At 43.6% G+C, this 26,666-nt stretch carries 23 protein-coding genes; 6 read left to right on the top strand and 17 right to left on the bottom strand.

What is annotated here, in order from left to right; genetic code table 11:
• From MKY52_RS29635 to MKY52_RS29675, 9 genes are all read right to left on the bottom strand, one after another.
• Positions 1-2,340, bottom strand: a complete 2,340-nt coding sequence (locus MKY52_RS29635) for a DUF5682 family protein (RefSeq protein ID WP_341055427.1) — start codon at positions 2,338-2,340, stop codon at positions 1-3.
• The gene (locus MKY52_RS29640) at positions 2,340-3,434 is read right to left on the bottom strand and encodes an ATP-binding protein (protein ID WP_149647188.1); all 1,095 of its coding nucleotides are present in this window, start codon (positions 3,432-3,434) and stop codon (positions 2,340-2,342) included. Before MKY52_RS29640 ends, MKY52_RS29635 begins: the two co-directional genes overlap by 1 nt.
• A gap of 6 nt (positions 3,435-3,440) precedes the next feature.
• Positions 3,441-5,318 carry a HEAT repeat domain-containing protein gene (locus MKY52_RS29645; RefSeq protein WP_341055430.1) on the bottom strand — a complete coding sequence of 626 codons (1,878 nt, stop codon included), beginning with the start codon at positions 5,316-5,318 and terminating at the stop codon, positions 3,441-3,443.
• A gap of 48 nt (positions 5,319-5,366) precedes the next feature.
• Positions 5,367-6,806, bottom strand: coding sequence for an SWIM zinc finger family protein (locus tag MKY52_RS29650; protein WP_341055432.1), 1,440 nt, complete (start codon positions 6,804-6,806; stop codon positions 5,367-5,369).
• 107 nt (positions 6,807-6,913) lie between these two features.
• On the bottom strand, positions 6,914-8,008 hold the full coding sequence (locus MKY52_RS29655; protein WP_341055435.1) for an NADH:flavin oxidoreductase: 1,095 nt from the start codon (positions 8,006-8,008) through the stop codon (positions 6,914-6,916).
• Positions 8,009-8,173: 165 nt separating this feature from the next.
• Complete coding sequence (rhaD, locus tag MKY52_RS29660) at positions 8,174-9,019, bottom strand: rhamnulose-1-phosphate aldolase (protein WP_042128469.1); 846 nt, start codon at positions 9,017-9,019, stop codon at positions 8,174-8,176.
• Between the two features lie 49 nt (positions 9,020-9,068).
• The gene (gene rhaA / locus MKY52_RS29665; RefSeq protein WP_341055437.1) at positions 9,069-10,325 is read right to left on the bottom strand and encodes an L-rhamnose isomerase; all 1,257 of its coding nucleotides are present in this window, start codon (positions 10,323-10,325) and stop codon (positions 9,069-9,071) included.
• Positions 10,326-10,363: 38 nt separating this feature from the next.
• Positions 10,364-11,830: a rhamnulokinase gene (rhaB, locus tag MKY52_RS29670; RefSeq protein WP_341055439.1), complete on the bottom strand. Its 1,467-nt coding sequence runs from the start codon at positions 11,828-11,830 to the stop codon at positions 10,364-10,366.
• Between the two features lie 27 nt (positions 11,831-11,857).
• Positions 11,858-13,009: an iron-containing alcohol dehydrogenase gene (locus MKY52_RS29675; RefSeq protein ID WP_341055441.1), complete on the bottom strand. Its 1,152-nt coding sequence runs from the start codon at positions 13,007-13,009 to the stop codon at positions 11,858-11,860.
• A gap of 319 nt (positions 13,010-13,328) precedes the next feature.
• Between MKY52_RS29675 and MKY52_RS29680 the strand changes: the two genes are divergently transcribed.
• Positions 13,329-14,084: a DeoR/GlpR family DNA-binding transcription regulator gene (locus MKY52_RS29680; RefSeq protein ID WP_076283464.1), complete on the top strand. Its 756-nt coding sequence runs from the start codon at positions 13,329-13,331 to the stop codon at positions 14,082-14,084.
• 86 nt (positions 14,085-14,170) lie between these two features.
• Here the strand turns inward: MKY52_RS29680 and MKY52_RS29685 are convergent, their stop codons facing one another.
• The 3 genes from MKY52_RS29685 to zwf all read right to left on the bottom strand — a co-directional run bounded on the left by MKY52_RS29685 (position 14,171) and on the right by zwf (position 17,484).
• On the bottom strand, positions 14,171-14,815 hold the full coding sequence (locus MKY52_RS29685; RefSeq protein WP_341055443.1) for a class I SAM-dependent methyltransferase: 645 nt from the start codon (positions 14,813-14,815) through the stop codon (positions 14,171-14,173).
• A 167-nt stretch (positions 14,816-14,982) separates the two neighbouring features.
• Positions 14,983-15,876 carry a phosphogluconate dehydrogenase (NAD(+)-dependent, decarboxylating) gene (gnd, locus tag MKY52_RS29690; protein ID WP_042188983.1) on the bottom strand — a complete coding sequence of 298 codons (894 nt, stop codon included), beginning with the start codon at positions 15,874-15,876 and terminating at the stop codon, positions 14,983-14,985.
• Between the two features lie 72 nt (positions 15,877-15,948).
• Entirely contained in the window at positions 15,949-17,484 is a 1,536-nt protein-coding gene (gene zwf / locus MKY52_RS29695) for a glucose-6-phosphate dehydrogenase (RefSeq protein WP_341055444.1), read from the bottom strand.
• A 771-nt stretch (positions 17,485-18,255) separates the two neighbouring features.
• Between zwf and MKY52_RS29700 the strand changes: the two genes are divergently transcribed.
• Complete coding sequence (locus MKY52_RS29700; RefSeq protein WP_341055445.1) at positions 18,256-19,143, top strand: fructose bisphosphate aldolase; 888 nt, start codon at positions 18,256-18,258, stop codon at positions 19,141-19,143.
• Positions 19,144-19,290: 147 nt separating this feature from the next.
• Here MKY52_RS29700 and MKY52_RS29705 read toward each other — a convergent pair whose 3' ends face one another.
• Positions 19,291-19,668 (bottom strand): DUF1304 domain-containing protein, encoded by a 378-nt coding sequence (locus tag MKY52_RS29705; RefSeq protein WP_042188986.1) that lies wholly within the window; start codon positions 19,666-19,668, stop codon positions 19,291-19,293.
• 296 nt (positions 19,669-19,964) lie between these two features.
• Between MKY52_RS29705 and MKY52_RS29710 the strand changes: the two genes are divergently transcribed.
• From MKY52_RS29710 to MKY52_RS29725, 4 genes are all read left to right on the top strand, one after another.
• Positions 19,965-20,633, top strand: coding sequence for a DUF559 domain-containing protein (locus tag MKY52_RS29710; protein WP_341055446.1), 669 nt, complete (start codon positions 19,965-19,967; stop codon positions 20,631-20,633).
• Between the two features lie 366 nt (positions 20,634-20,999).
• Entirely contained in the window at positions 21,000-21,335 is a 336-nt protein-coding gene (locus MKY52_RS29715) for an AraC family ligand binding domain-containing protein (RefSeq protein ID WP_341055447.1), read from the top strand.
• A 97-nt stretch (positions 21,336-21,432) separates the two neighbouring features.
• Entirely contained in the window at positions 21,433-22,302 is an 870-nt protein-coding gene (locus tag MKY52_RS29720; RefSeq protein WP_341055448.1) for a glycoside hydrolase family 88 protein, read from the top strand.
• Complete coding sequence (locus MKY52_RS29725; RefSeq protein ID WP_341055449.1) at positions 22,296-22,538, top strand: hypothetical protein; 243 nt, start codon at positions 22,296-22,298, stop codon at positions 22,536-22,538. Before MKY52_RS29720 ends, MKY52_RS29725 begins: the two co-directional genes overlap by 7 nt.
• A gap of 104 nt (positions 22,539-22,642) precedes the next feature.
• On the opposite strand, the gene MKY52_RS29730 is transcribed toward MKY52_RS29725, so the two are convergent.
• The 4 genes from MKY52_RS29730 to MKY52_RS29745 are packed head-to-tail and all read right to left on the bottom strand — an operon-like array spanning position 22,643 to position 26,614.
• Positions 22,643-23,704 (bottom strand): glycoside hydrolase family 76 protein, encoded by a 1,062-nt coding sequence (locus MKY52_RS29730; RefSeq protein WP_341055451.1) that lies wholly within the window; start codon positions 23,702-23,704, stop codon positions 22,643-22,645.
• Between the two features lie 12 nt (positions 23,705-23,716).
• Complete coding sequence (locus tag MKY52_RS29735) at positions 23,717-24,772, bottom strand: glycoside hydrolase family 76 protein (RefSeq protein ID WP_341055453.1); 1,056 nt, start codon at positions 24,770-24,772, stop codon at positions 23,717-23,719.
• Between the two features lie 33 nt (positions 24,773-24,805).
• The gene (locus MKY52_RS29740) at positions 24,806-25,693 is read right to left on the bottom strand and encodes a carbohydrate ABC transporter permease (protein ID WP_340970470.1); all 888 of its coding nucleotides are present in this window, start codon (positions 25,691-25,693) and stop codon (positions 24,806-24,808) included.
• A gap of 33 nt (positions 25,694-25,726) precedes the next feature.
• Complete coding sequence (locus MKY52_RS29745; protein ID WP_076298808.1) at positions 25,727-26,614, bottom strand: carbohydrate ABC transporter permease; 888 nt, start codon at positions 26,612-26,614, stop codon at positions 25,727-25,729.
• Positions 26,615-26,666: the final 52 nt, after the last annotated feature.

Here is a 26,666-nt window from a genome sequence, read left to right on the forward strand (position 1 = left end):
TCATATATCTCCAAAGTCAAATTCATTCAAATCCTCAATCATCTTCGCTTCGGCCTCCTTCAGCTCACCCGTCAGAATCTCAGCAGCCTGCTCGGTGTTCACACCCCACAACTCCCCTAGAAGTTCGGCAATCATCGTCTTTTCTCTTCGTTCAAAGGTGCTGAAAGCACGCCGTAAAAACACTAATGCACGTACAAATTCTTCATCATCTAATGAATTAATATACTCATTCAATTGTTCCCACAGACTTAATCGAGACAACAGTACATATCGATTACGCATAGACATCCCTTCGAACCAGCCTGCTCCAAGTTCTGCGGGTATACCTGGCGACAGGCGCCTCGATACTTCTTCTGAACATTGCTGTGCAGTCATCACATTACGCTCCAATAAAATGGAACACGCCACTCCAGATAAACGCGGATTGCAGTCATCCCTCTCTGACAAGTGTTTCAGCTCTTGTATCCACAACTGCTCATCTACTTCCACACTATGTTCAATTGCTGCCTGATTCAGTATGTTCATAGCTTTTAGCATCTCACCTGAAGCCTCATCGTTACATTGGCTCGCATCCAGCAAGAACAGACAGGCTCGTCTGAACAGTTGTTCAAGCAAAGGAATGAGCGGCTTGGTATCGATCCGTCGAACATCGCCATACTGAATCAGAAGTGATAACTCATGAATGGAAGCAGCAATCTGCACCACATCTCGAGTATCAACAGCTAGACGCTGAAGCGTCTGCCGTCCCGCTTCCATCTGGTGTATCATTCCACACTCATAAGCCGTTCGAATAAGTGCTGACGCTTCCGCAATGGTACTGCTGCCATCTAATTTTTGTTGCAATACATAAGCTGAAGCAATCTCAATTGTTTCCCCAAGTAGCGTAGATTCAACGACCTGGATCTCAACTTCAGGAGACCACTTCATTACCCAATGCTCTGCCCACGTTGCGCCAGTCTGACCACTTGCTCTTATGTTCACTAGATCGATCCCAAGTAATCTGAGCCTATGAAAAAGAAAGGAACGATTTAAGTCTAAATAAGCAGCTTCCTCAGAAGACACTCTTCGGTTCTCTCGGAGATCTAGTTCAAGATCATTTGCCACTGGGGTTTTATATTTCTCAAGCTTCAAGCGCTTTAATTGCCGATTCAGATCATCTTGAATCGGCGTCTGACTGATCCCCTCTGCCAGCTCACCAATAGCAGTACCGATATCTGTACGAGCAAGAGCTTCAGCGATCACACTAAGCTCTCCACGCCCCAGTAAAGTCAGCGCAGCATCTCTTAGATCTCTTAACGTCGGAGCACTTCCACCGTGAAGGGCAGCTAATGATTCAGCTAAGCGAACGGCTTCGATAATTTCCGCTGTGGAACGGTGTGTCCCTGTATTACGCAAGTATCTGGCTACGGTAGACAGATAATGATTCGGCAAGTCTTCAAGTGAGCCATTCATCATACGTTCCCACATCATTTGATAATAATGAGGAGCGAGGTTACCTGCTCCATAGCCAGACAAAGAAGATAACTTATAGTACGTGTAGGGCATAAGTGTTAGCTTCGAATTTAGAGAAGGAAGAGCATCTATCTCCTCATCTGACATACCAGATGCCAGATCAGCAAGCGCCGCTGCATGGTATGCTCCACATACAACAACGATCTTATTTGGTTGATGGCCAGCAGCGATTGTATCCTGAATCTGACGACGCATATAAGCTTCACGTATAGTATTGTGTGCATATTCTATTACGTTGTTATGTCTCTCATTTTCTTCAGAAATCTGACGCATTTGGGATGAGAAGGAAATAATTGCTTCCTGATATGCACCCTTGTTAGTGTTGTGTTCGAAATTGCGCTCCCAATACATATCATAATCAAGCTCACCAGCCAGCTCAGCTACTCTATCATATAGAGATGCTTCTTCAGGAGCCTTCTCAACTGTATTGTTAACTTCAGATTCATCGCTCTGTTCAACAGAATCTCTACTTTTGGTTCGTATATCCTGTAACGCGATGACCACTGATGAAGGTAAATCTATAAAAGCTGTATAAGCCCCTTGCTGCTCCGCCCATCTCATCGCTTGATATTCGGGGGAATATAGCGCAAGCGGCCATAAGGCTGTACGCACAGGAACTTCCTCCGTAAAAGCTAGAATGGCAATAGGAGGTTTGGTTGTCATGTTGATGACATGGCGAATCTCAGGTGTGGCATCCGATGGACCCTCAATTAACACAGCTGTGGGCTCTATTTCATGAAGAAAGCTCAATAGATGCTGCGCACCACCAGGAGACAAATGCCGCACCCCAAAAATATGCACGCCTGCTCCAGTAGTTTCGCTCTCCACTAGTTCATCTCCTTACAAGCCGTATATAACCCCCGCCAATCTGCGCCACGTTTCTTCATAATATTGTCTAGATACTCTCTCCAGACAAGTTGATCCTTATCATCATCTTTCACAATGGCACCTTGCAGCCCTGCGGCCAGATCTTCGTCCGTCAGTTCTCCATTACCGAAGCTTGCGGCCAGCGCCATACTATTCGTTAAGAGCGAAATCGCTTCAGCTGTGGAAATCACACCTGCTGGAGACTTCACCTTCTCCTTCTTATCCAATGTCATCCCGCTACGCAACTCACGGAAGATGGTCACGACCTTATGTAAAGCTTCATCTGCAGGGAGCGCCGCTTGCAAATCGTAGGAAGAGGCAATTTCACGAACCCGTTTCTTCACAATCTCAACTTCAGTATACAAATCCGCAGGGGCTGGAAGGACGATGATATTAAACCGTCGCTTCAAGGCAGTTGACATGTCATTTACACCACGGTCTCTCGTATTAGCTGTTGCAATGATCGAGAAGCCTTTGCGCGCACTCATCTCCTTACCTAGCTCAGGAACGGATATCGTCTTCTCCGATAAGATGGATATCAACGCATCCTGTACCTCAGATGCACAACGAGATATCTCCTCAAAACGTGCAATGCCGCCATCCTCCATCGCTCGCATAATGGGGCTCTTCACTAGCGCTTCCGCCGTAGGGCCTTGTGCCAGCAGCATTGCGTAGTTCCACGAATAGCGCACCTGCTCTTCACTCGTACCCGCAGTACCTTGTACGACAAGTCCTGATTGTCCATATATAGCAGCTGATAAATTCTCAGATAACCATGACTTTGCTGTACCCGGCTCACCGATTAACAGCAGCGCACGATCAGTTACCAGCGTGGCTATCGCCATCTCTATTAATCGCTTGTTACCAATGTACTTAGGTGTAATCTCGGTACTCCCTGCTTTACCGCCAACGATAAACTTCAGTACAGATTGGGGCGACATCTGCCATCCTGCTGGAACCTTACCTGTGTCCGCTTTACGAAGTGCTTCCAACTCATGCTCATACAATCTTTCTGCTGGAAGCCTCATAATATCTTGTAATAGTTCTTGACTCATCAGTAGCTACACCTCTTCTATTGGGTTTGATGATCCTTGCATGAGACGAATGACATACTCAAGTTGTTCTTCTGCAACCTCACTAAATCGAGGTAGAACAGTTATTATTCGACTCGCACAACTCGCTGGAAGCTGACATAGATGTTCAAACGTATACGGTTCAATTAATCGACATTCTGTATTTCTATCATCTTCCAAAGCCACTAGGAGAGCTTCTTGCAAGCGTTGTTTACTTATCCCTGTACGCGCTAAACCCATCAAGAGAATATTGGAAAACCGATGTCGGAATTCAGGATTATCGGTCAATTTACGAAGCAAATACTGCATTGCTTCGGCATGTCCCGGCCTTGCAAAGGCACTTACCAGTTCGTATTGATCCAGCTCTATAAAAGCGTCAAGCCACCGTGAATCCCATTGAACAGCCAGTACCTCGGGCGGCTGCATTTCGACCTTATACATATATTGAATCAGGTCTACAGGTGAATTCCAAACTGCATCATAAGTTCCATGATATCTTTGAACTACAACTTCAGATATGGTGCGTAGCAGTTGCTGCGCCATTGAAGAAGCATGGCTAGTTGAAGATGGCGCATAATGGTTTAGAACTTCAACATATTGTTCATACACACGCTCTGGTGACAAGTAGAGATACGCATCTTTAAAAACATCATTCACATATCTTCTATTGTTTCTATAGTAGACAAGATCACGCTCAAGTGTTTGCTGTAATATACGTCTCGCTTCGATAGAATCTATCTGTCTAAAATAGGAGTTTGCTTCCTCGATCAATGAATTCCACTTTAGCTGATTCATATATAATGGATACTGCTCGAGAACATTAAAATATAGTTTCTCTAGTTCAGGACTGCGTTTGTAAGATAAAACCCGAAGATACTGGACTACCTTATTCCATAATCCGTCTTTTTTCTTCGTATCGCCCATAATCTCTGAGACGGTTTGAAGCATATCTGATAACTCTACAACAAGTCGTTTTGTGAGCTCTTGGGCTTGACATTGTCTCAATGCAGGAACTACAAGTTCACTATCTTTTCCCGTAAATGCCTCATGCAGCCGATTCACCGCATTTACCGAGTCGCTCTTAGCCAGCGCATTATAGGCAGCTTCGCGAATCTTTTTCTTCTTATCTGTACTCCAAGCCAGTAATTCGATTTCAAATTGTCCCTGACCTGCGAGCAGAGAAATAGCCATGGCTCGAACATCTTCTGATCCTGAATCTGCAGCTTGATAGATCAGATCCTGAACGCTATCACCACCTAATACTGCGATCACGTACAGCTTTCTCGTCTCTACTATTCCTCCAGCAGGATCAAATTGATCGATAAGGATCGGAATAATCTGAGGCCCATAAGCTGGCAGGATCTGCTTCATCACAAGCTCGGCGATCTCAACATATGGATCTTGGAGAGCTGCTAACGCGGGATGAAACATTCGAAGATCTTGAAACAATCCTGTCTCAAAAGCTTCCTTGATAATCTCATATCGTCCTCCCCCACGAGTCTTTAATGCCGTCTGTACCGCTGACAGCTTACGATATGAGAACTGAGTAGGCAATCTCACCGGATGGACTTCCACCTCAAGCAGTTCACCATCAGGCGAAGTCGCCCCCTGTGTATATAGCACCGAGCTAAGCAGCACACTGAGCTCCTGTAGGTTCTGAGCAGAGGAAGATCCCTCGGAATGATCTGGTTCAATGACCGCAACGAGTCCCTCTCCTAACCTTTTGAATATGGGAGCACGTTCACCTAACTGTTGAAACTGTGGCAATAGCCGCTTTAAGCGGAAATCCTCAGCAGCGAGCTCACTGCCAGCTATATACAGCCGGTTTACTTCTTGATGAAGCTCTTGTAGTAAAGCTGTACTCATGGATATTCCTCCCAAAGTTTATGTGAAACTTATGCTTTCTTAATTTTCTTAATATAATAGACGGATCATCTCCATCCCTTTGATAAGGGTTAACGGTTGTGCTTTCAATCGTCCTGTATCGAGTTGATGTTCAAACATAAGCAGCATCGTAGTATCCGATAATTCTTCGAGTGTAAAGTATTGTAACAGTGCAAGTGTATCCTGCTCGAGTGCTACTATTTGGTCTAACACCAAATGCTGGCCCGATTCGTCCGTAATGACGAACTGATCTTGCTGCGATTTGCTAATCTTATTCACATGCAGCAGCAACACAGGATTCTTGTCCGCTAGCGGATTCTTCAACTGATTTTTTATCTGCTTGAAGCTGTCGGAATAAGAATGAACTGCCTTAGAAACGATCCACTCTACATCCTGATTAGTCAGAGGCCGTGTTGACATATTCTCGAAACGAACTCTCCGGTTCCGGTCACCAGGATAACGATAGAAAGAAGGAATAAGTGCAACATCAGTAAAGCTATCTTCTTCATGAATATACTTAGCTGCTTTATAAGGACGATATTGGAGCGTACGATGTATATCACCTGTAGATTTTTCTATCCAGTAGCCGAGGTCTACATATTCCTGTCTGGCTTCATCATCATAGCTGAGGAATGAAAGCTGGATCAGCTCTACATCCGAACTCATCAGACCGCATTCCTTAAGCTCCGTTAGCTGCCAAGCATGACCAAGCCATTCTTCAATCGTAGATTCATGATTCAAAGACATATCCGGATCTTCCAGCTTCATTGTTAAATGAGCGCGCCCTTTCTTAATGAACGCATGAATTCGGGTTAGCTGCTCTATTGCTAATGAATAAGTTTTCTCACGATTGTCAGAAGAAGAGAGCAATAAAGCTAATCGTCTTAATTCAATTTGTGCACCAGTTAAATAATAATTGCCCATCATCTTCACGTGCACCTGAATATCCTTTACACCTTTGGCGTCTATTGTTCCAAGTCCTGCACGTATAAGCGATTGGGTCAATTTCTCCAGTACAGCCAAGCCCTCCAGTTGAGCTCCAATCTTTTTCTTAAGTGCGGACTTGTTCACTTTCTTGGGCTTAACATTAGCCCCTTCCGCAGCAAGCTCAGATTTTCGTTCTTCACGCTTACTCATCTTCTCTCGTTTAAGAGCAAGATCTTCAGGTATCGTTGCAGATACGAAAGTCTCCTTGCCTACATAGGCATATAGCAATCCGAGGACATGCTTGCAAGGAATCTGCCTACTTGGACAAGTACAACGCATCACCGGTTTGTCAGAAACAACAAAATCAGCAGAAGGATAATAGTTGCTGCTACCGCTACCACCACATTCACCAAACAGAACCACGCCGTCTTCCGACTGATTCAATTGGACGAATCGTCTCTTCTTAACTAGTCCTTGCCCGTTCTTAATTGCTGCACTGTTCGGTGCTAGAGTATCTATGAAGACTTCTGTGATATCTATCAACCCATATCCTCCTTACCTATTACGCTTTTTAATATCTATGATAATATTAGCCCTTAATGAAAATTATTCTAAAAACAGAGCTGTCCATAACCCGCTGTTCTGTCCCGTTAGTATAGAGTTTTTGTCGATTCAGCCGTGAATGGAATGATCTCGTCTATTGCTCCACTTTGTACTTTGGCAGGCCAAGCCGGATCGCTAATTAATGCTCTGCCCACAGCAACCAAATCAAATTCCTCACGGTCCATTCTTTCTAGTAATTCATTAATGTTATCTTCTGTCTTCTGAGCTGAGTCTTCTGCAAAAAAATCACTGTGAAGACCGATAGAACCCACCGTAATTGATGGTTTCCCTGTGATTTTCTTGGTCCACCCTGCGAGATTAAGCTCAGATCCCTCAAATTCAGGTTGGCTGAAGCGACGAGTGGAGCAGTGGAAAATATCAACGCCAGCATCGCTAAGTGGAGTAAGGAATCTTTCGAGCTCATCTGCATTTTTTGCCAGCTTCTCATCATAGGCACCCAATTTCCATTGAGAAAAGCGTAGCACGATCGGAAAATCTGGCCCAACCGCTTTACGGCACGCTTCAATAACCTCTACTGCAAATGTAGTTCTACCAACCAAATCGCCACCGTAACGATCGGTACGTTTGTTCGTTCCTTCCCAGAAGAACTGGTCTATCAGATAACCATGTGCACCATGAATCTCGATACCATCAAAACCCACTTTTTTCGCGTTCGCTGCTGCTTGAGCAAATGCTGAGACTAAGCTTTCAACTTCAGCTGTAGTAAGTGGCTCTGTCACAGGTTCTCCTGCTAAATTCAGACCAGAAGGGCCAATAGGAAGGGCTTCAACATTTGGACCTTCCCCTATAGTTCGCGCCATTCCCACATGCCATAATTGGGGGATGATCTTACCTCCAGCTGCGTGAACTTCTTCTATTACCTGCTTCCAGCCCTCTAAAGCTGCTTCTTCATGTATATTGGGAATATTGGCGTGGCTGACTGCCGAAGGATGATTAATAGCTGTACCTTCGGTAACGATCAATCCTACTCCACCTTCTGCCCGTCTACGGTAATATGCGGCAACATTACTTCCTGGTACACCATCCGGTGAGTATACGCGAGTCATCGGCGCCATGACGATTCGGTTTGACAGCGAAAGATTCCCCACTTGAATAGGTGAAAATAATAGCTCAGTGTTCATACATATTACCTCCAATTGATTATTTGATTACTTTAAGTAAGGCTAATTATCTCCCCAGAAGATGGAAAATGCAAATTTTTAAGATCTTTATGTAGGAAAAAATCATAAAAAAACCGGACCCCGCTAAATCTGCGAACGCCCGGTTTTCATCCCATTACGAACTTCCTAAACCTCAAGAATACCAGCTTTTGGAGTTACTCCGAACGCCTTAGCTAAATCCCACAGTTGCTGATCTGTGATCTTTTGCTTAATTTCTCTTCCACCAATCAGGTTGTAGATCGTAGCAGCCTTTTCTACAGTCTCTACTAGACCAAAGGTGGCATCCATAGTGGAGCCAGTGCCGAAAATCCCGTGCTGCGGCCAGATCACTAGGCGGTGATCCTTCATTTTCTTCGCGGTTTCACGGCCGATTTCACTGCTGCCAGGAACAATCCATGGAATGACACTAACGCCATCCGGGAAAACAACAAGGCACTCTGTGCACATTTCCCAAAGCGTCTTCGTAAACTTCAATTCATCCAGATCATGCGTGAAGGTCATCGCGATAACATTCGTAGCATGTGTATGCAGTACGATACGGTGCGTAGGGTCCACCTTCAGTCGCTCAATATGGCTCATGAAATGGGAAGCCAATTCACTAGTAGGTACAGCCCCGTTTCGCAATCCCCATAACACTTCTACGCTTTCACCATTGGCACTAACACGAAGCACACCGAGATTGGCTTCCGGGTCTTTGATCACATTTCTAAAATACTTGCCAGAACCTGTCACGATGAAGTATTTGCCGGCTAATTCTTTTACAGGGAACGTAAGTTTAATGGTGCGTAGTGGCTCTAGAACGTTAATATATTTAGCAACCTCATTCTCATCCAGCAGATAGCTGACATTACCGCCATTCAGCTCATCCCAGCCAAGCTCCCACATATGACGGGTAATCTCTGACATTTCCTGAATAAATGGAGCCTCACTACTGGCAATATACCCTTTGGATTCTAATACAGATGTACTCATTGTCAATCTCTCCTTTGTATATGTTGCTCTCCACATCCACTCTAACACTCTATCTTGCAGACAGAACTTCCTGCTCATAACGCTTAACTTCAGCCAGCCATTGCTCCCGAACGGGTGTATCTTGCGATGCACAATAATAATCCCACACGGCTCCAAACGGATACGATTTGAATTCTTCCACCAACGCTAGTCGTGAAGTGTAATCACCTATCCGCTCGATTCGCTTCAATTCTTCCACCGGTTCGAGCATTGCTCGAAGTAACGCCTTAATGGTATTGCGTGTACCAATCACCCAAGCAGCGATATGATTAATACTGCCATCAAAGAAATCAAGTCCGATATTCGTTCGGGAGAGTAAATCCCCACGTACCAATTCACGGGCGATTTCTAGCAGCTCGTCGTCCATAGTTACAACGTGGTCACTGTCCCAACGGACGGGTCTGCTTACATGCAGCAGCAGCTGCTCACTAAACATAAGAATCGAAGATAGCTTATTTGAGATCATCTCAGTAGGATGGAAATGTCCGGCATCCAAACAGATAGCTTTGCCGCGAGTTAAACCATAGCCCATATAGAACTCATGTGAACCAACCACATAACTCTCAGAACCGATTCCGAACAATTTACTTTCTACAGCATCAATATTATAGAGAGGATCTATTTCCACACTAAAAATCTCATCCAGTGACTCTTTTAACCGTACTCTTGGAGCTAAACGATCGACTGGTGTATCTTTATATCCGTCTGGTACCCAAAAGTTAGTCACGCAAGGTTGACCGAGTTCTTTACCAAAATGCTCGGCAATCGTCCGAGAAGCCTTACAATGCTTAATCCAGAAGTTACGAATCTCATCGTCCGAGTGACTTAGCGTAAAACCGTCTGCAGCTTTAGGATGTGAGAAACAAGTAGGGTTAAAATCAAGTCCCAGCCCCCGCTCCTTCGCCCAGTCTACCCAAGATTGGAAATGGCGTGGCTCCAATTCATCTAAATCAACTTTTTCATCTGTATCTGCATAGATCGCATGTAAATTTACTTTGTGCTTGCCTGGAATGAGGGATAATGCCTTTTCTAAATCTTGGCGCAATTGATCTGGCGTGCCAGCTCGACCGGGATAACTTCCTGTTACTGCTATTCCCCCGCTTAGTTCTTTATCTTTAAAAAGAAACCCTTGTACATCATCGCCCTGCCAGCAATGGATGGAAATCTTAATTTGCGCGAGCCGCTCCAGCACTTTCTCCACATCGACCCCATGGGCTGCGTATAATTTTTTGGCTTCATTATAGCTAGTGATAATACTCTGATCCATGCTGTAGTTCCTCCTAAAATCATGTAGCATAAGTTTAATTAGATTTGATGTTGTATTTTGGACAACTGAAGCTCTTTCCAGCGATTTAGAATGTCTTCAAGATGAGCGATCGGGCGCGGTGTATACGACTTTATCTCAAATGATTCAGCGATAATATCTCTTGCTTCATTAATATCAGTTATGCTTCCCGTGCTAATCATCTGCACCACTATATTACCAAGTGCTGTGGATTCCGTTGGGCCAGCCTTAACTTCTCTGCCTATAACATCAGCAGTCAGTTGGCATAACAGACTGTTGTTAGCACCTCCACCCACAATCTGCAGAATCTCGATTCGGCTTTCTATTAGTTCTTCTAGTTCTTCCAAGTAAGTACGGTACGATAATGCCAAGCTGTCAAAAATACAGCGAGCCAACTGACCTGGCGTCTCAGGAACAGGCTGCCCGCTCTCTGCGCAGGCATTACGAATCTCTTCTATCATATTTGAAGGATTGAGAAATCTTGGATCATTACAGGAGATCAGGCTCCGGAAGCCTTCTTCTCCATGTGCAAGCTCTGCTAGTTCCGCAAAGCTATAACGATCGTCCATTAGCCTGCGAACCTCTTGGATGAGCCAAAGGCCCATAACATTTTTGAGGAATCTATAGGTTCCGTATGCGCCCCATTCATTGGTGTAATTGGCCTTCATGGCCATCATAAAATTGAGTGGCTGAGTTCGTTCAACACCGAGCAATGACCATGTTCCACTGCTGATATACGCGGAGTCTCTTTGAAGAGGAGCACCAAGCACTGCAGAAGCTGTATCATGTGTGGCTACACAGATCAGTTGGCAATCCGGAATATCATATTCCTGAAATAGTGCTTCATCTAGGGGGCCAATAATTACTCCAGGTTCAGTCAATGTAGCGAATTGATCTCTTTTAATATTCAGAAAATCCAACAGGTCATCGTCGAAATCTCGACTCTCTAGATTCAATAGCTGAGTTGAAGATGCGTTAGTAACCTCATTGATCTTGCGACCCGATAATCTGTAATACAAATAATCAGGCACGAGTAAGATTTGATCCGCTTTGGCTATTTCTTCTTCACTGTGAACATAAAGCTGATACAACGTATTAAATGATAACTGTTGAATACCCGTCTTTTCATATATAGTTTGAGGAGAAATATGCTTAGCTACCTCTTCCATAGCCTTATCAGTTCTACGATCACGATAAGCGTAAACCTCTTGAATACGGGTTCCCTCTGCATCCACAAGAACATAATCTACAGCCCATGTATCTATCCCCAGCGTACACGCTGTAATGCCTTGCCCCTTGGCTTTCTGAAGCCCTATAATAATCTGCTCGAATAAATAATCTATGTCCCAGAAACAAGAATCCTCTTGTTCTATAAAACGATTGCTAAACCGATGAAGCTCCTCTAAGGTGAGGACGCCCTCTTGCAGTATTCCGCGTACTAACCGCCCACTAGAGGCACCAATATCAACGGCGATATGATTATTCATAAAGAATCTCCTAAAGTAAGGGATGAGTTATAGTATTTTTTTGAATAGTGCAATGACTTCTTCCTTCGTAGGAATAAAAGGATTACCCGGTGCACAAGCGTCCTTCATGGAGTTCTTTGCTAAAAGATCAAGATCGACCTCATCTACTCCAAGCTCGGATAGTTTAGATGGAATGCCTACTTCTTTAGATAACGCCTTGATCGACTCAATTACGAAGTCCGCGCATTCCTTATCAGTTTGACTCTCAACGTTTAACCCTATCGCTTTAGCAATAGCCCTGAATTTCTCAGGCACATATTTGGCATTCTGTTCTTCCACATATGGGAGTAGCATTGCGTTACATACGCCATGTGGCAGATCATATACACCGCCAAGCTGATGCGCCATCGCGTGCACATAACCAAGCCCTGCATTATTGAAAGCAAGTCCGCCTAGGAAAATCGCATACACCATTTGCTCACGAGCCTCAATATCATGACCATTCTTCACAGTACGGGCCAAGTTAGCGAAAATAATCTCCACTGCGGCTAGTGCCGTAGCGTCAGTTACCGGATAAGCCCCTGGCGTTACCAGTGCCTCAATTGCATGTGTCAAAGCGTCCATTCCTGTTGCTGCCGTAAGTGCAGCGGGTTTATCAACCATAAGCTCTGGATCGTTAACTGAGATCGTAGCAATACTGTTCTTATCCACCATTACCATCTTCACTTTGCGTTCTTCGTCTGTGATTACATAATTAATAGTGACTTCAGCTGATGTCCCTGCGGTGGTATTCACAGCAACGATCGGCAGCGATTTATGTTTCGACTTGTGTACGCCCTCATATTCTTTGATGTGACCGCCATTTGTGGCAAGGATACCAATGGCTTTGGCAGTATCCTGTGGCGACCCACCGCCGATGGAAATCAGAGAATCACAATTCTGCGCTTTGAGATAATCTACGCCATCGTGGACATTTTTACAGGTCGGATTGGGCTTCACTTCATCATAAATGGCATATTCAATCCCCGCTTCGTCCAATACCGCCAGCAATTTACCGGCAATGCCGCTCTTCATAAGAAATTTGTCTGTAACTACAAGTGCCTTCTTCAAATTAAGTTCTTGAATGTAAGGACCAATCTCCTGTAAGCATCCCTTGCCCATAATATTGATCGATGGAACGTAATACACATGCGTGCTCATTGCTTGACCAGCCTCCTAATGAGTTCAATAATCGTTGTATTCCGTCTGCTGCGCCTCAGGCTGGCCTCTGAATAGCAGCTGGGCCGGCCTTGCATCACACTAACTCGATTAATCTCTAAGGGAATTATTTCCTTCTTCATCGTATGCTCCTAGATCTTTGTTGTCAACATTTTAAATATTAATTATGTTGTTTTTGTTTGTTTTATATCTGTTTTGTGAATATTATTGGAAAGTACAGAGGTTTTTAAGTTGTTTTTATTGCAAAACACAGATATTAAGCGCTATGATTGTAAAATATAGCTTTGGAAAGGTGATTCCTATGCTTGCAGCCGAAAGACGCAAAAAAATAATAGATCTCGTCCATCAAGATAAACGAGTTCTAGTCTCCGATCTAAGTAAAATGTTTGAGGTCACTGAAGAGACGATACGCAGAGATTTGGAGAAGCTAGAGAAGGATGGCATCCTTAGTCGTACCTATGGCGGAGCTATGCTGAATCGCCATACGAATGAGGATCTGCCTTTTGTTACACGTAATGCCTTGAATACAGATATTAAACGGGGAATCGCTTTGAAGGCGCTCGATTTAATCAATGATGGAGATACATTAATGGTAGATCCAAGCTCTACAGCCTTTGAGTTTCTAAAATTGCTGGGAAACAAAAACAATCTAACCATCATCACAAATTCTATTAACATTTTGCATGAGTTCTCGAATTCAGGGATGGATATCATCTCTACTGGCGGTTCACTTCGTTACCGATCGTTGTCGCTGGTAGGACCGGTAGCCCATGACACCATTCAAAGATACAATGTGGATACAGCGGTAATCAGTTGCAAAGGAATGGATATGGAACGAGGCATCACAGATTCCAACGAACCGGAGTGTGAGCTCAAGAAGTACATGCTACGACAAGCTAATAAGGTCATACTCCTGGCGGATCATACCAAATTCGATAAAACTGCTTTTACAAAGCTGGTTGAGCTTGCCCATATTGATTTCTTGATTACTGACCGTAAGCCTTCTGAAGCTTGGCTAAAACGTCTGAACGAGGACAATATTGAGGTTCTCTATTAACTGAGGTAATAACATACTGAGCCTAATTTAAAAAATGCCGTTCCCCAGTGAGCTATGGGTGACGGCATTTGTTGTATTATTCATCCTCATCTTTCCGTAGAAACCCTAGAAATTGATTTTACATCTATGGAAGAATGAATATGATCTGATTGCTTTACTTGCGTAGAAGCCTTCTTCCTACAAATATAAACAAGCGCTGGCGGGAAATTTAACAGCACCCATTTAACACTCACAATATCAAAATGCTGCATTAATTCCTTCTTCATTTGAGGAAAATATTCAAAAGTGATGAACCAGCCGCCCTCTTTTAAAGAAGATATGATTTGCTCAATGTAAAGCGTCCGATCTGAGGCTGAGAAATTCCTAAAAGACAAACTGCTTACAATGCAATCTAACTTCTCCAAACTTCTATTATGAAGCGCAAGCCTTAGCCGCAGGCAATCGTTAAAAAAAATACGGTCAGGGAATTTAAGTCTTAGTTGATGACGAAAATCAGGATCCTTCTCAAACAGGAGCACATTCATCCCGGTCTCTTCCCCGCTTGGAATAAATCTTGTGATGGCTCCAGTACCAGCACCCAGCTCAGCTATATTATGCATTTGTTGCCACAGAATGATGTCGAGCATCGTTTTTGCCAGCCAGCGCGAACTGGGAGTAACGCTTCCTAGTTGTCGGGGCGCATGCAGAAATTTATACAGAAAATGAAGTCTTTCTCGAATTCTGCTTCGCATGTCAACTCCCCCCTTATCGTAATTTCCCCATCTAACTCTAAAATATGTTAAAAAGGTTAAAGTCGTACTCGATCTATTCTCTCCATTTATTAATTTTCGCAAAACAAAAGCCCAAATCTCACCGCAGAATGAATTGCGAGGAAATTCGGGCCAATGATTAACATTAATTACTTCGTTTCAACGGCATGTCCACCAAATTCATTCCGAAGTGCAGCCACTACTTTACCCGTGAAGGTATCGGTCTCTAGTGAACGGTAGCGCATTAATAACGCCATCGCGATCACTGGTGTTGCAGCTTGCAGATCAAATGCAGTTTCGAGCGTCCATCTGCCTTCTCCGGAGGAGTGCATAATCCCTTTGATCTCATCCAATTTAGCATCTTTCGAGAACGCACGTTCAACCAGTTCCATCAGCCAAGAACGGATGACAGATCCATGATTCCACACCCGAGCGACTTCCTCAAAGTTGTAATCAAACTCACTCTTTTCCAGCACCTCAAAGCCTTCACCGATGGCAGCCATCATGCCGTATTCGATACCGTTATGAACCATTTTTAGAAAATGGCCACTACCAGCTTTGCCGGCATATAAAAAGCCGCTTTCCACAGCTGTATCACGGAAGATGGGCTCCACAACCTCCCAAGCTTCAGGATCTCCACCAACCATGTAACAAGCGCCGTTACGCGCTCCTTCCATCCCTCCGGATGTACCTGCGTCCATAAAGCTGATTCCATGTTCCTTCAATTGCTCATATCGGCGAATGGATTCCTTATAATGTGAATTGCCCGCTTCAATAACGATATCTCCTTTTGATAACAAAGGTGTGATCTCAGCAATGACAGAGTCCACAACCTGATGTGGAACCATAATCCAAATGATTCTAGGCGTTTCCAATTGTTGTACCAACTCAGGGAGCGTCACTGCTCCACTGGCACCTTTAGCTTTCATTTCCTCTACAGCAGGTGCATTCAAATCAAATGCAACAACCTCATGTCCATGATCCAGCAAATTCTGGCCCAAATTGAAGCCCATTTTTCCTAATCCAACTAATCCTACTTTCATGTAATTCCCCTCCGATATATAGATTCTTATGATGTAATTTCTCCAAAATTGGTAAAAAAAACAGGCAGGGGCTTACGCCCCTGGCCGTATAGATTCCTCTGTTGCTGCAACTTCTGCCATAGCAGAGAGAACTTCTGTCTCCTGATCTGCCTCATCGAACCACCAGCGATCTTCACCCAATAGCTCCATAGCCGCATCTGGACCATATGAACCTGAAGCATATGTGTGAAGTGGCATAAGCCCCTCTTCCATCGCTTCCTGAATAGGTGTAACCCACTGCCAAGACAGTTCTACTTCTCTCCAGTGAGCGAAGAAGGTAGCATCTCCACGAAGTGCATCGAAGATTAGATTCTCGTAGGCTTCCGGAACATCTGAAGTACCCGCTTCATAAGTAGCGCGGACAGGCTCAAGCTTTCCTTTTTGCAGCTGATCTTTCGTGTTAAGTTGTAGCGTTATGGCTTCATTCGGTCCAATCTCGATAATCAGTAAATTCGGTACATCATTTCCTTTATTCAAGTTATTACTATCATTAAACGGTTCTTTAAACTCAATAACAATACGTGTGGATTTCTCCTTCATTCTCTTACCTGTACGAACATAGAAAGGTACATCATTCCAGAGCGGATCATCTATAAATAAACGCGCTGCGATAAACGTCTCATTTTGCGAGGATTGGTTAATGCCTGGCTCATTCAAATAACCTGCAACAGGGTTCCCTTTGATTTCACCTTCTGTATATTGTCCACGGACAACATGTTTATTAACCTCATCTTTGCTAATTGGAATAAGATGCTCCATGACGTATATTTTCTTCCCACGGATTTCTTCAGGTGTACTGCCTTTGGGAAGCTGCATTGCCATCATCATCATCAACTGCAGCATATGGTTCTGGAACATATCACGAAGTGCGCCAGCTTTATCATAATAGCCTGCCCGCTCTTCAACGCCGACAGTCTCACTCGCCGTAATTTGAACATTCGCGATATATCTATTTTTCCACAGCGCTCTTAGCACTGGATTAGAATACTTCAGAACTTCCAAATTCTGCACCATCGGTTTACCTAGGAAGTGGTCAATCCGGAAGATTTCTTCTTCAGTAAATACGGCATTCAAGCTATCATTCAGCTCTCTTGCAGATTTCAAATCTGTGCCAAAAGGCTTCTCAATAATCAGACGCTTCCAGCCTTTCGTGGAACCCAGACCGCTTGAGTGAATATTAGCTGCGATTTCCTTGAAGAACTCAGGACCCACAGACAAATAGAACATCCGATTCTCCGGAATATTGAGCAACTGCTCGCGACGTTTAACATGCTCTAGCAGCTTGGAGTAATCTTCGGTATTCCCTACGTCTAGTACGCTATATTCAAAAGCCTCCAAGAACACCTGCAATTGCGGTGAGTCAACGGCTGGTTGTCTAGAAAAAGTCTGTAAGGATTGCAGTACTTGCTTACGGAAGGCTTCGTTCGAAACTTCTCTTCTTCCTAATCCAATCACAGAAAGAGGACCTGAAATTTGACCATCTAAAAAGAGGTTATATAGTGCAGGATAGATTTTACGTTTTGCCAAATCTCCTGTAGCGCCGAATAGCACAAATGTTGATGATTCCACTTTCATTCCTCCTGTTGTTATACATTATTTATATACTTACTTTTAATTACTAACATACTCAGTAGAATCAATCATACGACTGATATTTTCATACGTCAACCTCATTTCGACATTTACGAAAAGTTATTATTTTCACAAAGCTATGAATTGGTAATTATGATTAATGTCACAAAGAAAATAGTATTGGATCATTCGCATTAAATTACTCGGATATTCACGTTGATTAAAGAAAAATCTCAATCCCAGTACGGCTTTAGCCAAATCCCATCCACACCCTCCGATTAGAAAATCATCACAACAGCCACTTTGTAACAAGAATAAAATTTCCAGTCGCCACCTTTACTCGTGCTCGCTCGTATCTTCAAACTAACTTCAAGTAATTAATCATTTTGAAATGGACTACGTCCATAAAATATTACAAATCGATCTTGCTTTTAATCTCAACTTAGATTTTTAAGCATAAAAAAGGTCATCTTCGAGGAAGATTATCAGAGTACGCTTCGGAGAGATGATAAGAGCTATACAGTCCGATTTCTCTCAAAAATGCGCCAACTAAACAAATAGCTGCAATGCAGTCCTTTACGTCAACTCGCGCTGATCTCCTTGGTTGAATCGGACTCGGAAGTCCTTAATTCTTTGCTTGCTACCACTTCATGTAGGACGGTTACCTCCTTGTTCACCCTGCCTCTTGTTTAAGGCCAGTATTTTAAGTGTTATAATTAAAGAACGCATGAATTTCCATTCAGTTTACGAAAGGAAGGAGATTTTTTCATGAATATGAAGCAATGGGATCGAATTCGGACGGGACAGGGATTTATAGCTGCCTTGGACCAAAGTGGTGGAAGTACACCTAAAGCGCTGCTGCAATATGGCATTAAAGAGGACAGCTACTCAAATGAAGATCAAATGTATGCAATGGTTCACGAGATGCGAACGCGCATTATCAAAAGCCCTGCATTTGATTCGAAGAATATACTGGGTGCAATCTTATTTGAGAACACAATGGACCGTCTCATCGACGGAAAATATACTGCTGATTATCTGTGGGAGGAAAAAGGCATTGTCCCATTTCTGAAAATCGATAAAGGACTTGCCGAGCCAGAAAACGGGGTACAGCTCATGAAGCCAATTCCCGGCTTAAGTGATCTTCTGAAGCGGGCCAACGAACGGAATATCTTTGGAACGAAAATGCGCTCGGTGATTAAAGAAGCCAATCCTTCCGGCATCAAAAAAGTGGTTGAACAGCAGTTTGAAGTCGGCAAGCAAATTTTAGAAGCGGGACTGGTTCCGATTATCGAGCCTGAGGTTGATATCCATTCTGCTGATAAAACAGCGTCGGAAAAGCTGTTAAAAGAAGAACTTTCAGCTCAATTGTCTAAGCTGGGCCAAGACGTAAAGGTCATGCTTAAGCTCTCCATACCCACGGAGAATAACTTCTACCGCGAGTTAATGGACGATCCTCACGTTTTAAGAATTGTCGCTTTGTCCGGCGGTTACACTCAAGCTGAGGCCAACGATAAGCTCGCCCATAATCAAGGATTAATCGCCAGCTTCTCACGTGCTTTATCGCAAGGATTAAGTTCCGGGCAGTCAGACGAAGAGTTTAACGCGCTCCTCTCCAAATCTGTCGAAGCGATTTATGCCGCCTCTATTCAATAAATAGCTCTTCCCCTCGTGAAGACGTAAGACATAAAAAGGGCTGTTTCCCTGACAGGTAATTACCTGCCGGGAAACAGCCCTTTTTTTTTAATTTGGATTAACTTTTTTTAAGGGTTTTTCTCGCAAACAGTTAGTTGCCGCTTCTGCTTAAGTCACAGGAAAATAAGTCGAAACTACTAGTATTAAAGCGATGAAAGCTGGAAGGCCTTGCATAAACAAAATAGATTTTTTCACCGTCAGTGCACCATAAATCGCCGCCACTATAACAGTGCAGAGGAAAAAGATTACAACTTGGTGGCCGAAATTCACATTCGGATGAACCAGTCCCCAAATTAAACCAGCAGCTAAAAATCCATTATACAACCCTTGATTCGCTGCTAGAGTTTTAGAAGCATCCGCAACTTCCTGCGTCATTCCAAAAACTCGAAGCCCTTTGGGCTTTGACCAAGCGAACATTTCCAAATAGACAATATAAATATGTATTAACGCAACGAGACCGACCATGATATTACCTGCTATGATCATTTGATTAACTCCCCTTAATTTAATTTGTGTGCAATTTAATTGTATCACATATTAAATAAAAGTTGTACATTCCATCATCATTTTCATATTAAAGCCACTCAAATCCCCTTCTTTGTAATCAACAAAAGAATGCGGAAATCAAGCTACTGATTTATGAAGTTTTTAAAGTCCTATTCGTCTGGTCAACTAATAGAATCTTAACTATAATTAAATGTACGAGACGAAGAACGTCCCGATTCATTCCTTTTTGAATGGATCGGGACGTTCTTTTGTTGATTAAGGGGGAATGATTAAAGATGAACTTCGAAACGGCGCATGCTTCATTTATTCTATACCATTTACAAAAAAGATCAGGGGAACGCAAAGGTCGTTTGGAACGTGGACATCGGGAAGCGGAGAAGCTATTTTGCCGCAACGTTTGGTGGTCTCTTCGATTGAATTTTGACGATCTACATCCAGAATTCGAAGTGCTCGATTGGCGGGGTCAATCCTATTTCTGTGACTTTGCATACATCACTCGGTATGTGAAGCTAGTCATCGAAATCAAAGGTTTTGGTCCACATGTTCGAGATATGGATAGAAATAAATACTGTAATGAATTGAACAGAGAAACCTTCTTATCTGCAATGGGATTTCAAGTTATTTCATTTGCATACGACGACGTCGCTAGTCGTCCCGAGATTTGCATGACACTGTTGCGAATGCTGCTTAGCCGATATCAGTCAGAATCTTCTCCAGTTAGTCTGGAGAGTGTGGCGGAACGGGAAATCATCCGACTTGCCTATACGCTTGCTCGCCCATTACGCCCAATTGATGTAGAGATTCATTTAAATATCAATCATCGATCAGCCGTTCGAATGCTGCATTCCCTCTGCACCAAAGGGGTGCTCTCACCTGTAACCGGACCAGAAGGGAAATATGTTGTAAAGTATGAACTCCAGCCCAACGCGATGAACCGCTTGTAGAAATCCTGCAATTTTACATCTTTTAAGTCCTTTATTCATCCACGGAGGAGTTTTCCTGCATAAATACAGTTTTTCACTAATTTTAAGATAACCAAGGTTAATTTAGAGTCATATTCCTGTATATTTGCAGCAATATCCTTAACCAACACCTAATTAACTGATAAAAACTGCACTTTTGCAGTTTTTAAGTCGAGTTCAGCTTTAAGATTTTGAATTCTGGATTCTGGGCTTCTGTTTATGTAATTTAACATGGCGACCTGTCTCCCGATAGAATTACTCAATTCATTTTTATTGTATCGCTTTCATAACCCTTAAAGTTATAATGGAATTAAAAAAATGTTTGTATTTTGTCATCTTGGAGGGCCTATGAAGCAACTATTCGAACCCGTTGTTTTTGAAGAACATAAGACCTTAGTTTGGGATTACAAAATATATACAGACGACTATTACAAAGGTTATTATCACTGGCATCAATGCTGTGAAATCATGTTCGTGCATGGCGGTCAGGGAAATGTTGTTGTCAATCAGCAGATGTACGATATCCGCAGGGGGATGTTATTCTTTTTCCAGCCCTATCAGCTGCACCGGATCTATTCTGAGGTCTCTCCCGCTTGTCCTTTTGAAAGATCCATCTTCTATATTGATCCACATGTTGCGGAGAACCTGCCAACATTTTCACCATCCTCCAACCCTACATCATGACAATATTCAAACATTTCATTGTATCAAAACAAAACTTTTCAGCCACTAGGAAAGCTATACTCATAATATCTTAACCACCACACTGGAGGCAGTAATTATGACATCATCCTATTGGCAAGAGCTTATGTGCAGACTTGACACAAAAGTAGAACAGATGGTAGAGCAGATTGGTGACAAATGCCCACATTTTGCAGGAAAAGATGGAAAATTTGATGATATTGGTTCAGACTGGTGGACCACAGGCTTCTGGCCCGGGCTCCTCTGGATCATGCATGATATGACCAGAAAAGACTTATACAAGGAAGCCGCTTGGTATTGGGACGGAACCTTGGAGGAATGGTTTATCAAACCAACGGTTGAGATGCATCACGATGTAGGATTTCAATTCCTTCCGACGGGTGTAATCAAACATACGATTACGGGTGACGAAGATGCCCTGCGTAGGGGGATTGAAGCGGCGAATTTCCTCGCTGCCAGCTATAATCCTGTAGGCAAATTCATCCGCGCATGGAATGAAGATAAATATGGCTGGGTAATTATCGACTGCATGTTGAATATCTCTCTACTGTTCTGGGCCAGCAAAGTATCTGGTGATCCACGGTATAAGCATATTGCTATTAGCCATGCAGAGACGACGATGCAATATGGCATTCGCGAGGATGGATCAACCAAACATATTCTATCTTTCGATGCGGAGACCGGGGCATATATTGAGAATTTTGGCGGTCAAGGTTATTCAGCTGAATCCTCATGGAGCCGTGGAACGGCTTGGGGGCTGTACAGCTTCATCAATACCTATCGCCACAGTGGAGATGAACGGTTCTTGAACACCGCTAAGCGGATTGCCCATTATTTCATCTCGGCTTTACCTGAGGATCAAGTTCCTTATTGGGATTTCCGTCTAGCGGATGACGAACGGATGTTCAAAGATACTCTGCGGCATCTATCGCCGCTTCAGGTTTGTTAGAGCTTGCAGCGATCGTACCTGTAGGCGAAAAAAGCTTCTACGCTAATGCAGCGGAGCGAATTCTCCGCTCACTGACCGAAAATTACGCGACTTGGGAGCAGCCAGAGCATGAAGCAATTTTATTACATGGAACGGGCAGCGGCACTTCCTTTATCGATGTATCGCTGATGTATGGAGACTACTATTATATTGAAGCTGTCACTAAATTGAATGGTTGGAAACATCGGATTTTCTAACAGATAAACGATTAACTTAAAATAACAAAAAAGAAGCCTCTCTTTTTTTAAATGGAAGATCAATGCACCTTTTAAAAAGAGAAGCTTCTTTATACGCCTTTAAGTTACTCCCTCATGAGTACAGCGGCTCCTTCCAGCAACATCAAGCCACTGAGTTGAATACTCAGTTGAACCGGAAGCTCCGGTTTCAATTCCCACGATGGACTGCAAAGACCCAACTGTTTATCCAGACCTTTTTCCCATAACTGCTGAGCATTGGCCATGATTACCTCACGAATCCTGCTAGCCTCAGGAACCTCTCCACAAAGTTGAACCAGATAACGAATCAGAATCCCTTTGAATAATCCAGTATCATCGATGCCTTCATCAGGCAACATCATATTCATCGGATCGCATAGACGATCAATACAAGTATTAGCAGTTCGATTCGCATCTTCTAAGTAATGGACATCCCCCGTATTCTTATACAGCTCTAAGCCCGCACCTAGAAACACTCCCTGACAATAAGTAAATTCCCAATCGAAATCGATCTGGCCATCCCCGAGTCTGTTCACTCCATCCCACACAAAACCAGTCGCAGGATCCACTAAATATGTTTTGTTCCATTCATAGATACGGAGTGCCCACTCCAGATCCTCCTGCTTTTGAAAAAGTTCATATAACCTAGCTGCTAGAATGACGGCTGGTGCATTGGCAGGTGTGTTTTTATAATCGAGCTGATCCTTCTTCCAGGCCAAACCGCCTCCAAAATGTTCATTCCAAGCTGATTTTATATCCTCCCATAGATCTAGCACAGCGTCTAAGTAGGCTTCATATCCAGTTGCCCGATAAGCTCGTAGCAGCGCCAATGCCGTCCATTCCATATCATCATAGTAATTATGCCTGAAAGTCCCACCGTTATAAGCTTGGAGATGTTCACTCAATTCCTTGATTCTCAGTGAATATGCAGGATCTCCGCTACGCTCGTAGCCATCCACTAGAATATCAATGACATGAGCCTGCCACCAATAATAAAAATTCTCACCTGCAACGTTATACTCTCTGGGATACCATTGATTCATGATGCCTGGCTCCGCATTATAATAATTACGTTCTAGACATTGTTGGAGCCACTCCGACCTTCCCTGCCAGTTAAGCGCTTCTAGGGCTTCTTTTGCTTGTGTCATTAAAAGTTCACCTCAAATCTGATCCTTAGTTAATTCAGCCATCTTCTCCAATAACTTCATTGCACTAAGCTGGGAGCTGAGCTGAATTACACCAGTAGATGACAAAGTCCAATCTGTGCCAAACAAAGCTGCGTCCTCTGACTTTCCTTGCTCCCAGAGAGATTCAGCATTCCTAAGCAGAAAATCGACAGCTTCAACAGCTGCGGCATCAGCTTTGACCCATTCTGCCGTATACCGAATCAGGATTCCTTTGAACAATCCAGCATCTCCATTTCCTTCGTCTGGAAGTACACCGCCCTTAGCCTCAGCAAGCTCATGAGCAGCAGCGGAAAAAGTTAATCGAGCATCCTCCAAATAGGATGGGTCCTTAGTGATACGATAGAGTTCTACAGCTGCGCCAATATAGATACCTTGGTTATAGGAGTATCTCCAATCCTTATCGATCTGGCCATTGCCCGTGCGATTCATGCCATCCCATACAAAACCCGTCGTCGGGTCTACCAGTTGCTCTTTTTGCCATCTATAAATTTTTAGCGCCCATTCTAGATTCTCAGCTTCACCGAAGGCTTGATACAAACGAGCCGCCAGTATAGCTGCTGGTGCATTGGCAGGTGTATTTTTATAATCCAACTGTGACTTCTGCCAAGCGATCCCACCACCCATATACTCGTTCCAGCCTGTCTGAATGTCTTCCCATAAAAGAAGGGCTGTATCTTTATAAACTTCCTCTCCTGTTGCTTGATAGGCACGGAGCCACGCGAGAGCCATCCATTCCATATCATCATACAACTCGTTGGGCCACACTCCCCCATTTCGTCGCAAAAGACCTTCATGAAGCGCGGAAAGCCGTTCGGCATACCATTCCTCTCTAGTTCGCTGTAATCCATCTACCAATACATCCACAGCATGAGCCATCCACCAATAATGAAAAATGGTATTACATTCTCCGTTTGGACAAGGTGTTTCTATATTGTACATTTTGATCGCGTCATTCCAGAATAATGAATCCAGCGCGGCTTGTGCTTGATTCGCCCGTTCCTCCCAAATCCCGATCTCCAATTGGTTCATATAAACTCTCTCCCTGATTCGATTTTTATTGAATTAACCTTTAATGCCACTGAATGCAATCCCCTGCACAAAATAACGCTGAAGTGCCAGAAAGAGCACCAATATCGGCAAGATCGCAACAAGCGCACCAGCCATCATTGGACCGTAATCCGTTTGGAAATTATAGGAGAACGCTTGAAGTCCCATCTGGATCGTTGCTTTATCCGGGTCATTCAGTACAATCATGGGCCATAGGAAGCTGTTCCAGCCCGCTTGAAAAGTAAAGATGCTTAAAGTCGCCAGCGCTGGTTTGGTCAGCGGCAAATAAATACGCCAAAATATCTTAAACTCTCCACAGCCTTCGATCCGGGCCATTTCCATCATGTCACTAGGTAGGGTAAGAAAGAATTGCCGCATAAAGAACACAGCAAAAGTTCCTGAAGCTCCCGGAAGAATAATCCCCCAGAAGGAGTTCATCAACCCGTTCCCCCCGCTGCCAAAAATATCGTTACCTCCGAAAAATGGAATATGACGCATGACATAAACTGTAGGGATCATCGTCACTATGCCCGGTATCATCATCGCCGCTAGCAGCACGCGGAATATTGGCTTATTGAGCTTAAAATTCAACTTTGCGAATGCGTAGCCACTGATCGAACCAAAAAACAGATTCGCAAGTACACCAGCTACAGCAAGCACAAGTGAATTCCAGAAAAAGAGGGCAAATGGAACCGTTGTAAACGCCTTACGATAATGCTCTAAGGTCAAATGTGAAGGAAACCACCGAATAGGCATGGCGAATATTTCTTCGTCCGGCTTCAGGGATGTAAGTACACTCCAATAGAAAGGTAGAAACATTACGATTGCAATAACAATGCACACTATATAATATATAGATTTACTTAAGCGTCTTTTTAATAACGAACTTCCACTAGTATCCATACCTCTATCCCCTTTCTGCATGACAAGCCCGGCTTATACAATGGACTCCTCCGCCTTTGTGATCCGCATGTTTATAAGTGAGAATATGAGAATCGCCACAGCAAGCACAAAAGCTTGTGCAGACGCATACCCCATTTGCAATTGATTAAAGCCCTGTTGATAGATCAGATAAACCGGAGTCTTCGTCATATTCGCCGGACCACCCTGCGTCAGCACAAAAGCTTGGTCGAACAACTGTAACGCACCAATGATTGCCATCGTGCTGACTAGAAAGGTCGTAGGACGTAGCTGCGGCCAAGTAATATACCGGAAACAATCCAGTTTATTGGCACCGTCCAGCCTTGCGGATTCATACAAATAGTCAGGCACACCTTGCAGACCTGCCAAGTAGATAATCATATTAGAACCTACCGACTGCCAGAGGGTAAGCATAATAATGGACAACATCGCCGTTCGGGTCTCGGATAACCAAGCTGGACCTGTAATCCCAACATAGGACAACAATCCGTTAACCAAACCAAATTCAGGATGCAAAAGCCAGATCCAAACGGTAGCAGCAGCAACGGCGGATGTAAGAGTCGGCAGATAATTCAGAGTGCGGAACAACTTCACCCCACGCCAGCTTCGACTAAGTAGAATCGCGAGGAGCAGCGAAATCAGGATATTTAGCGGAACGAAAATGATAGAATAAAAAAATACATTTCGGAATGTTTTCCATAACAAACTATCTTCTATCAAACGGCGATAGTTATCAAAACCGATCCAATCATTTCTACTAAGTACATCGTAATTGGTAAAGCTTAAATACAACGCCATTACCACGGGGATGACCGTGAATACTGTAAACAACAATATCGTGGGTGTAATAAACAGATAAGCCGTCCGCGCCTGATGTTTCTCTAGCTTTCTGATGGAAGCCATTTCAGCTACCCCCTCCTAAGCAAAAGGGAGGCAAGACCTCCCCCTTACTTCA

Source organism: Paenibacillus sp. FSL P4-0184 (genome assembly GCF_038004625.1).
Taxonomy (GTDB): Bacteria; Bacillota; Bacilli; order Paenibacillales; family Paenibacillaceae; genus Paenibacillus_AQ.

Coding starts and splice junctions, on each gene's coding strand:
- MKY52_RS29705 (WP_042188986.1), bottom strand. CDS start 19,668: ATGATCATAGCAGGTAATATCATGGTCGGTCTCGTTGCGTTAATACAT.
- MKY52_RS29640 (WP_149647188.1), bottom strand. CDS start 3,434: ATGAGTCAAGAACTATTACAAGATATTATGAGGCTTCCAGCAGAAAGA.
- MKY52_RS29710 (WP_341055446.1), top strand. CDS start 19,965: ATGAACTTCGAAACGGCGCATGCTTCATTTATTCTATACCATTTACAA.
- MKY52_RS29680 (WP_076283464.1), top strand. CDS start 13,329: ATGCTTGCAGCCGAAAGACGCAAAAAAATAATAGATCTCGTCCATCAA.
- MKY52_RS29730 (WP_341055451.1), bottom strand. CDS start 23,704: ATGACACAAGCAAAAGAAGCCCTAGAAGCGCTTAACTGGCAGGGAAGG.
- MKY52_RS29685 (WP_341055443.1), bottom strand. CDS start 14,815: ATGCGAAGCAGAATTCGAGAAAGACTTCATTTTCTGTATAAATTTCTG.
- MKY52_RS29655 (WP_341055435.1), bottom strand. CDS start 8,008: ATGAACACTGAGCTATTATTTTCACCTATTCAAGTGGGGAATCTTTCG.
- MKY52_RS29645 (WP_341055430.1), bottom strand. CDS start 5,318: ATGAGTACAGCTTTACTACAAGAGCTTCATCAAGAAGTAAACCGGCTG.
- rhaA (WP_341055437.1), bottom strand. CDS start 10,325: ATGGATCAGAGTATTATCACTAGCTATAATGAAGCCAAAAAATTATAC.
- rhaB (WP_341055439.1), bottom strand. CDS start 11,830: ATGAATAATCATATCGCCGTTGATATTGGTGCCTCTAGTGGGCGGTTA.
- rhaD (WP_042128469.1), bottom strand. CDS start 9,019: ATGAGTACATCTGTATTAGAATCCAAAGGGTATATTGCCAGTAGTGAG.
- MKY52_RS29700 (WP_341055445.1), top strand. CDS start 18,256: ATGAATATGAAGCAATGGGATCGAATTCGGACGGGACAGGGATTTATA.
- MKY52_RS29715 (WP_341055447.1), top strand. CDS start 21,000: ATGAAGCAACTATTCGAACCCGTTGTTTTTGAAGAACATAAGACCTTA.
- MKY52_RS29675 (WP_341055441.1), bottom strand. CDS start 13,009: ATGAGCACGCATGTGTATTACGTTCCATCGATCAATATTATGGGCAAG.
- MKY52_RS29735 (WP_341055453.1), bottom strand. CDS start 24,772: ATGAACCAATTGGAGATCGGGATTTGGGAGGAACGGGCGAATCAAGCA.
- MKY52_RS29720 (WP_341055448.1), top strand. CDS start 21,433: ATGACATCATCCTATTGGCAAGAGCTTATGTGCAGACTTGACACAAAA.
- gnd (WP_042188983.1), bottom strand. CDS start 15,876: ATGAAAGTAGGATTAGTTGGATTAGGAAAAATGGGCTTCAATTTGGGC.
- MKY52_RS29740 (WP_340970470.1), bottom strand. CDS start 25,693: ATGGATACTAGTGGAAGTTCGTTATTAAAAAGACGCTTAAGTAAATCT.
- MKY52_RS29745 (WP_076298808.1), bottom strand. CDS start 26,614: ATGGCTTCCATCAGAAAGCTAGAGAAACATCAGGCGCGGACGGCTTAT.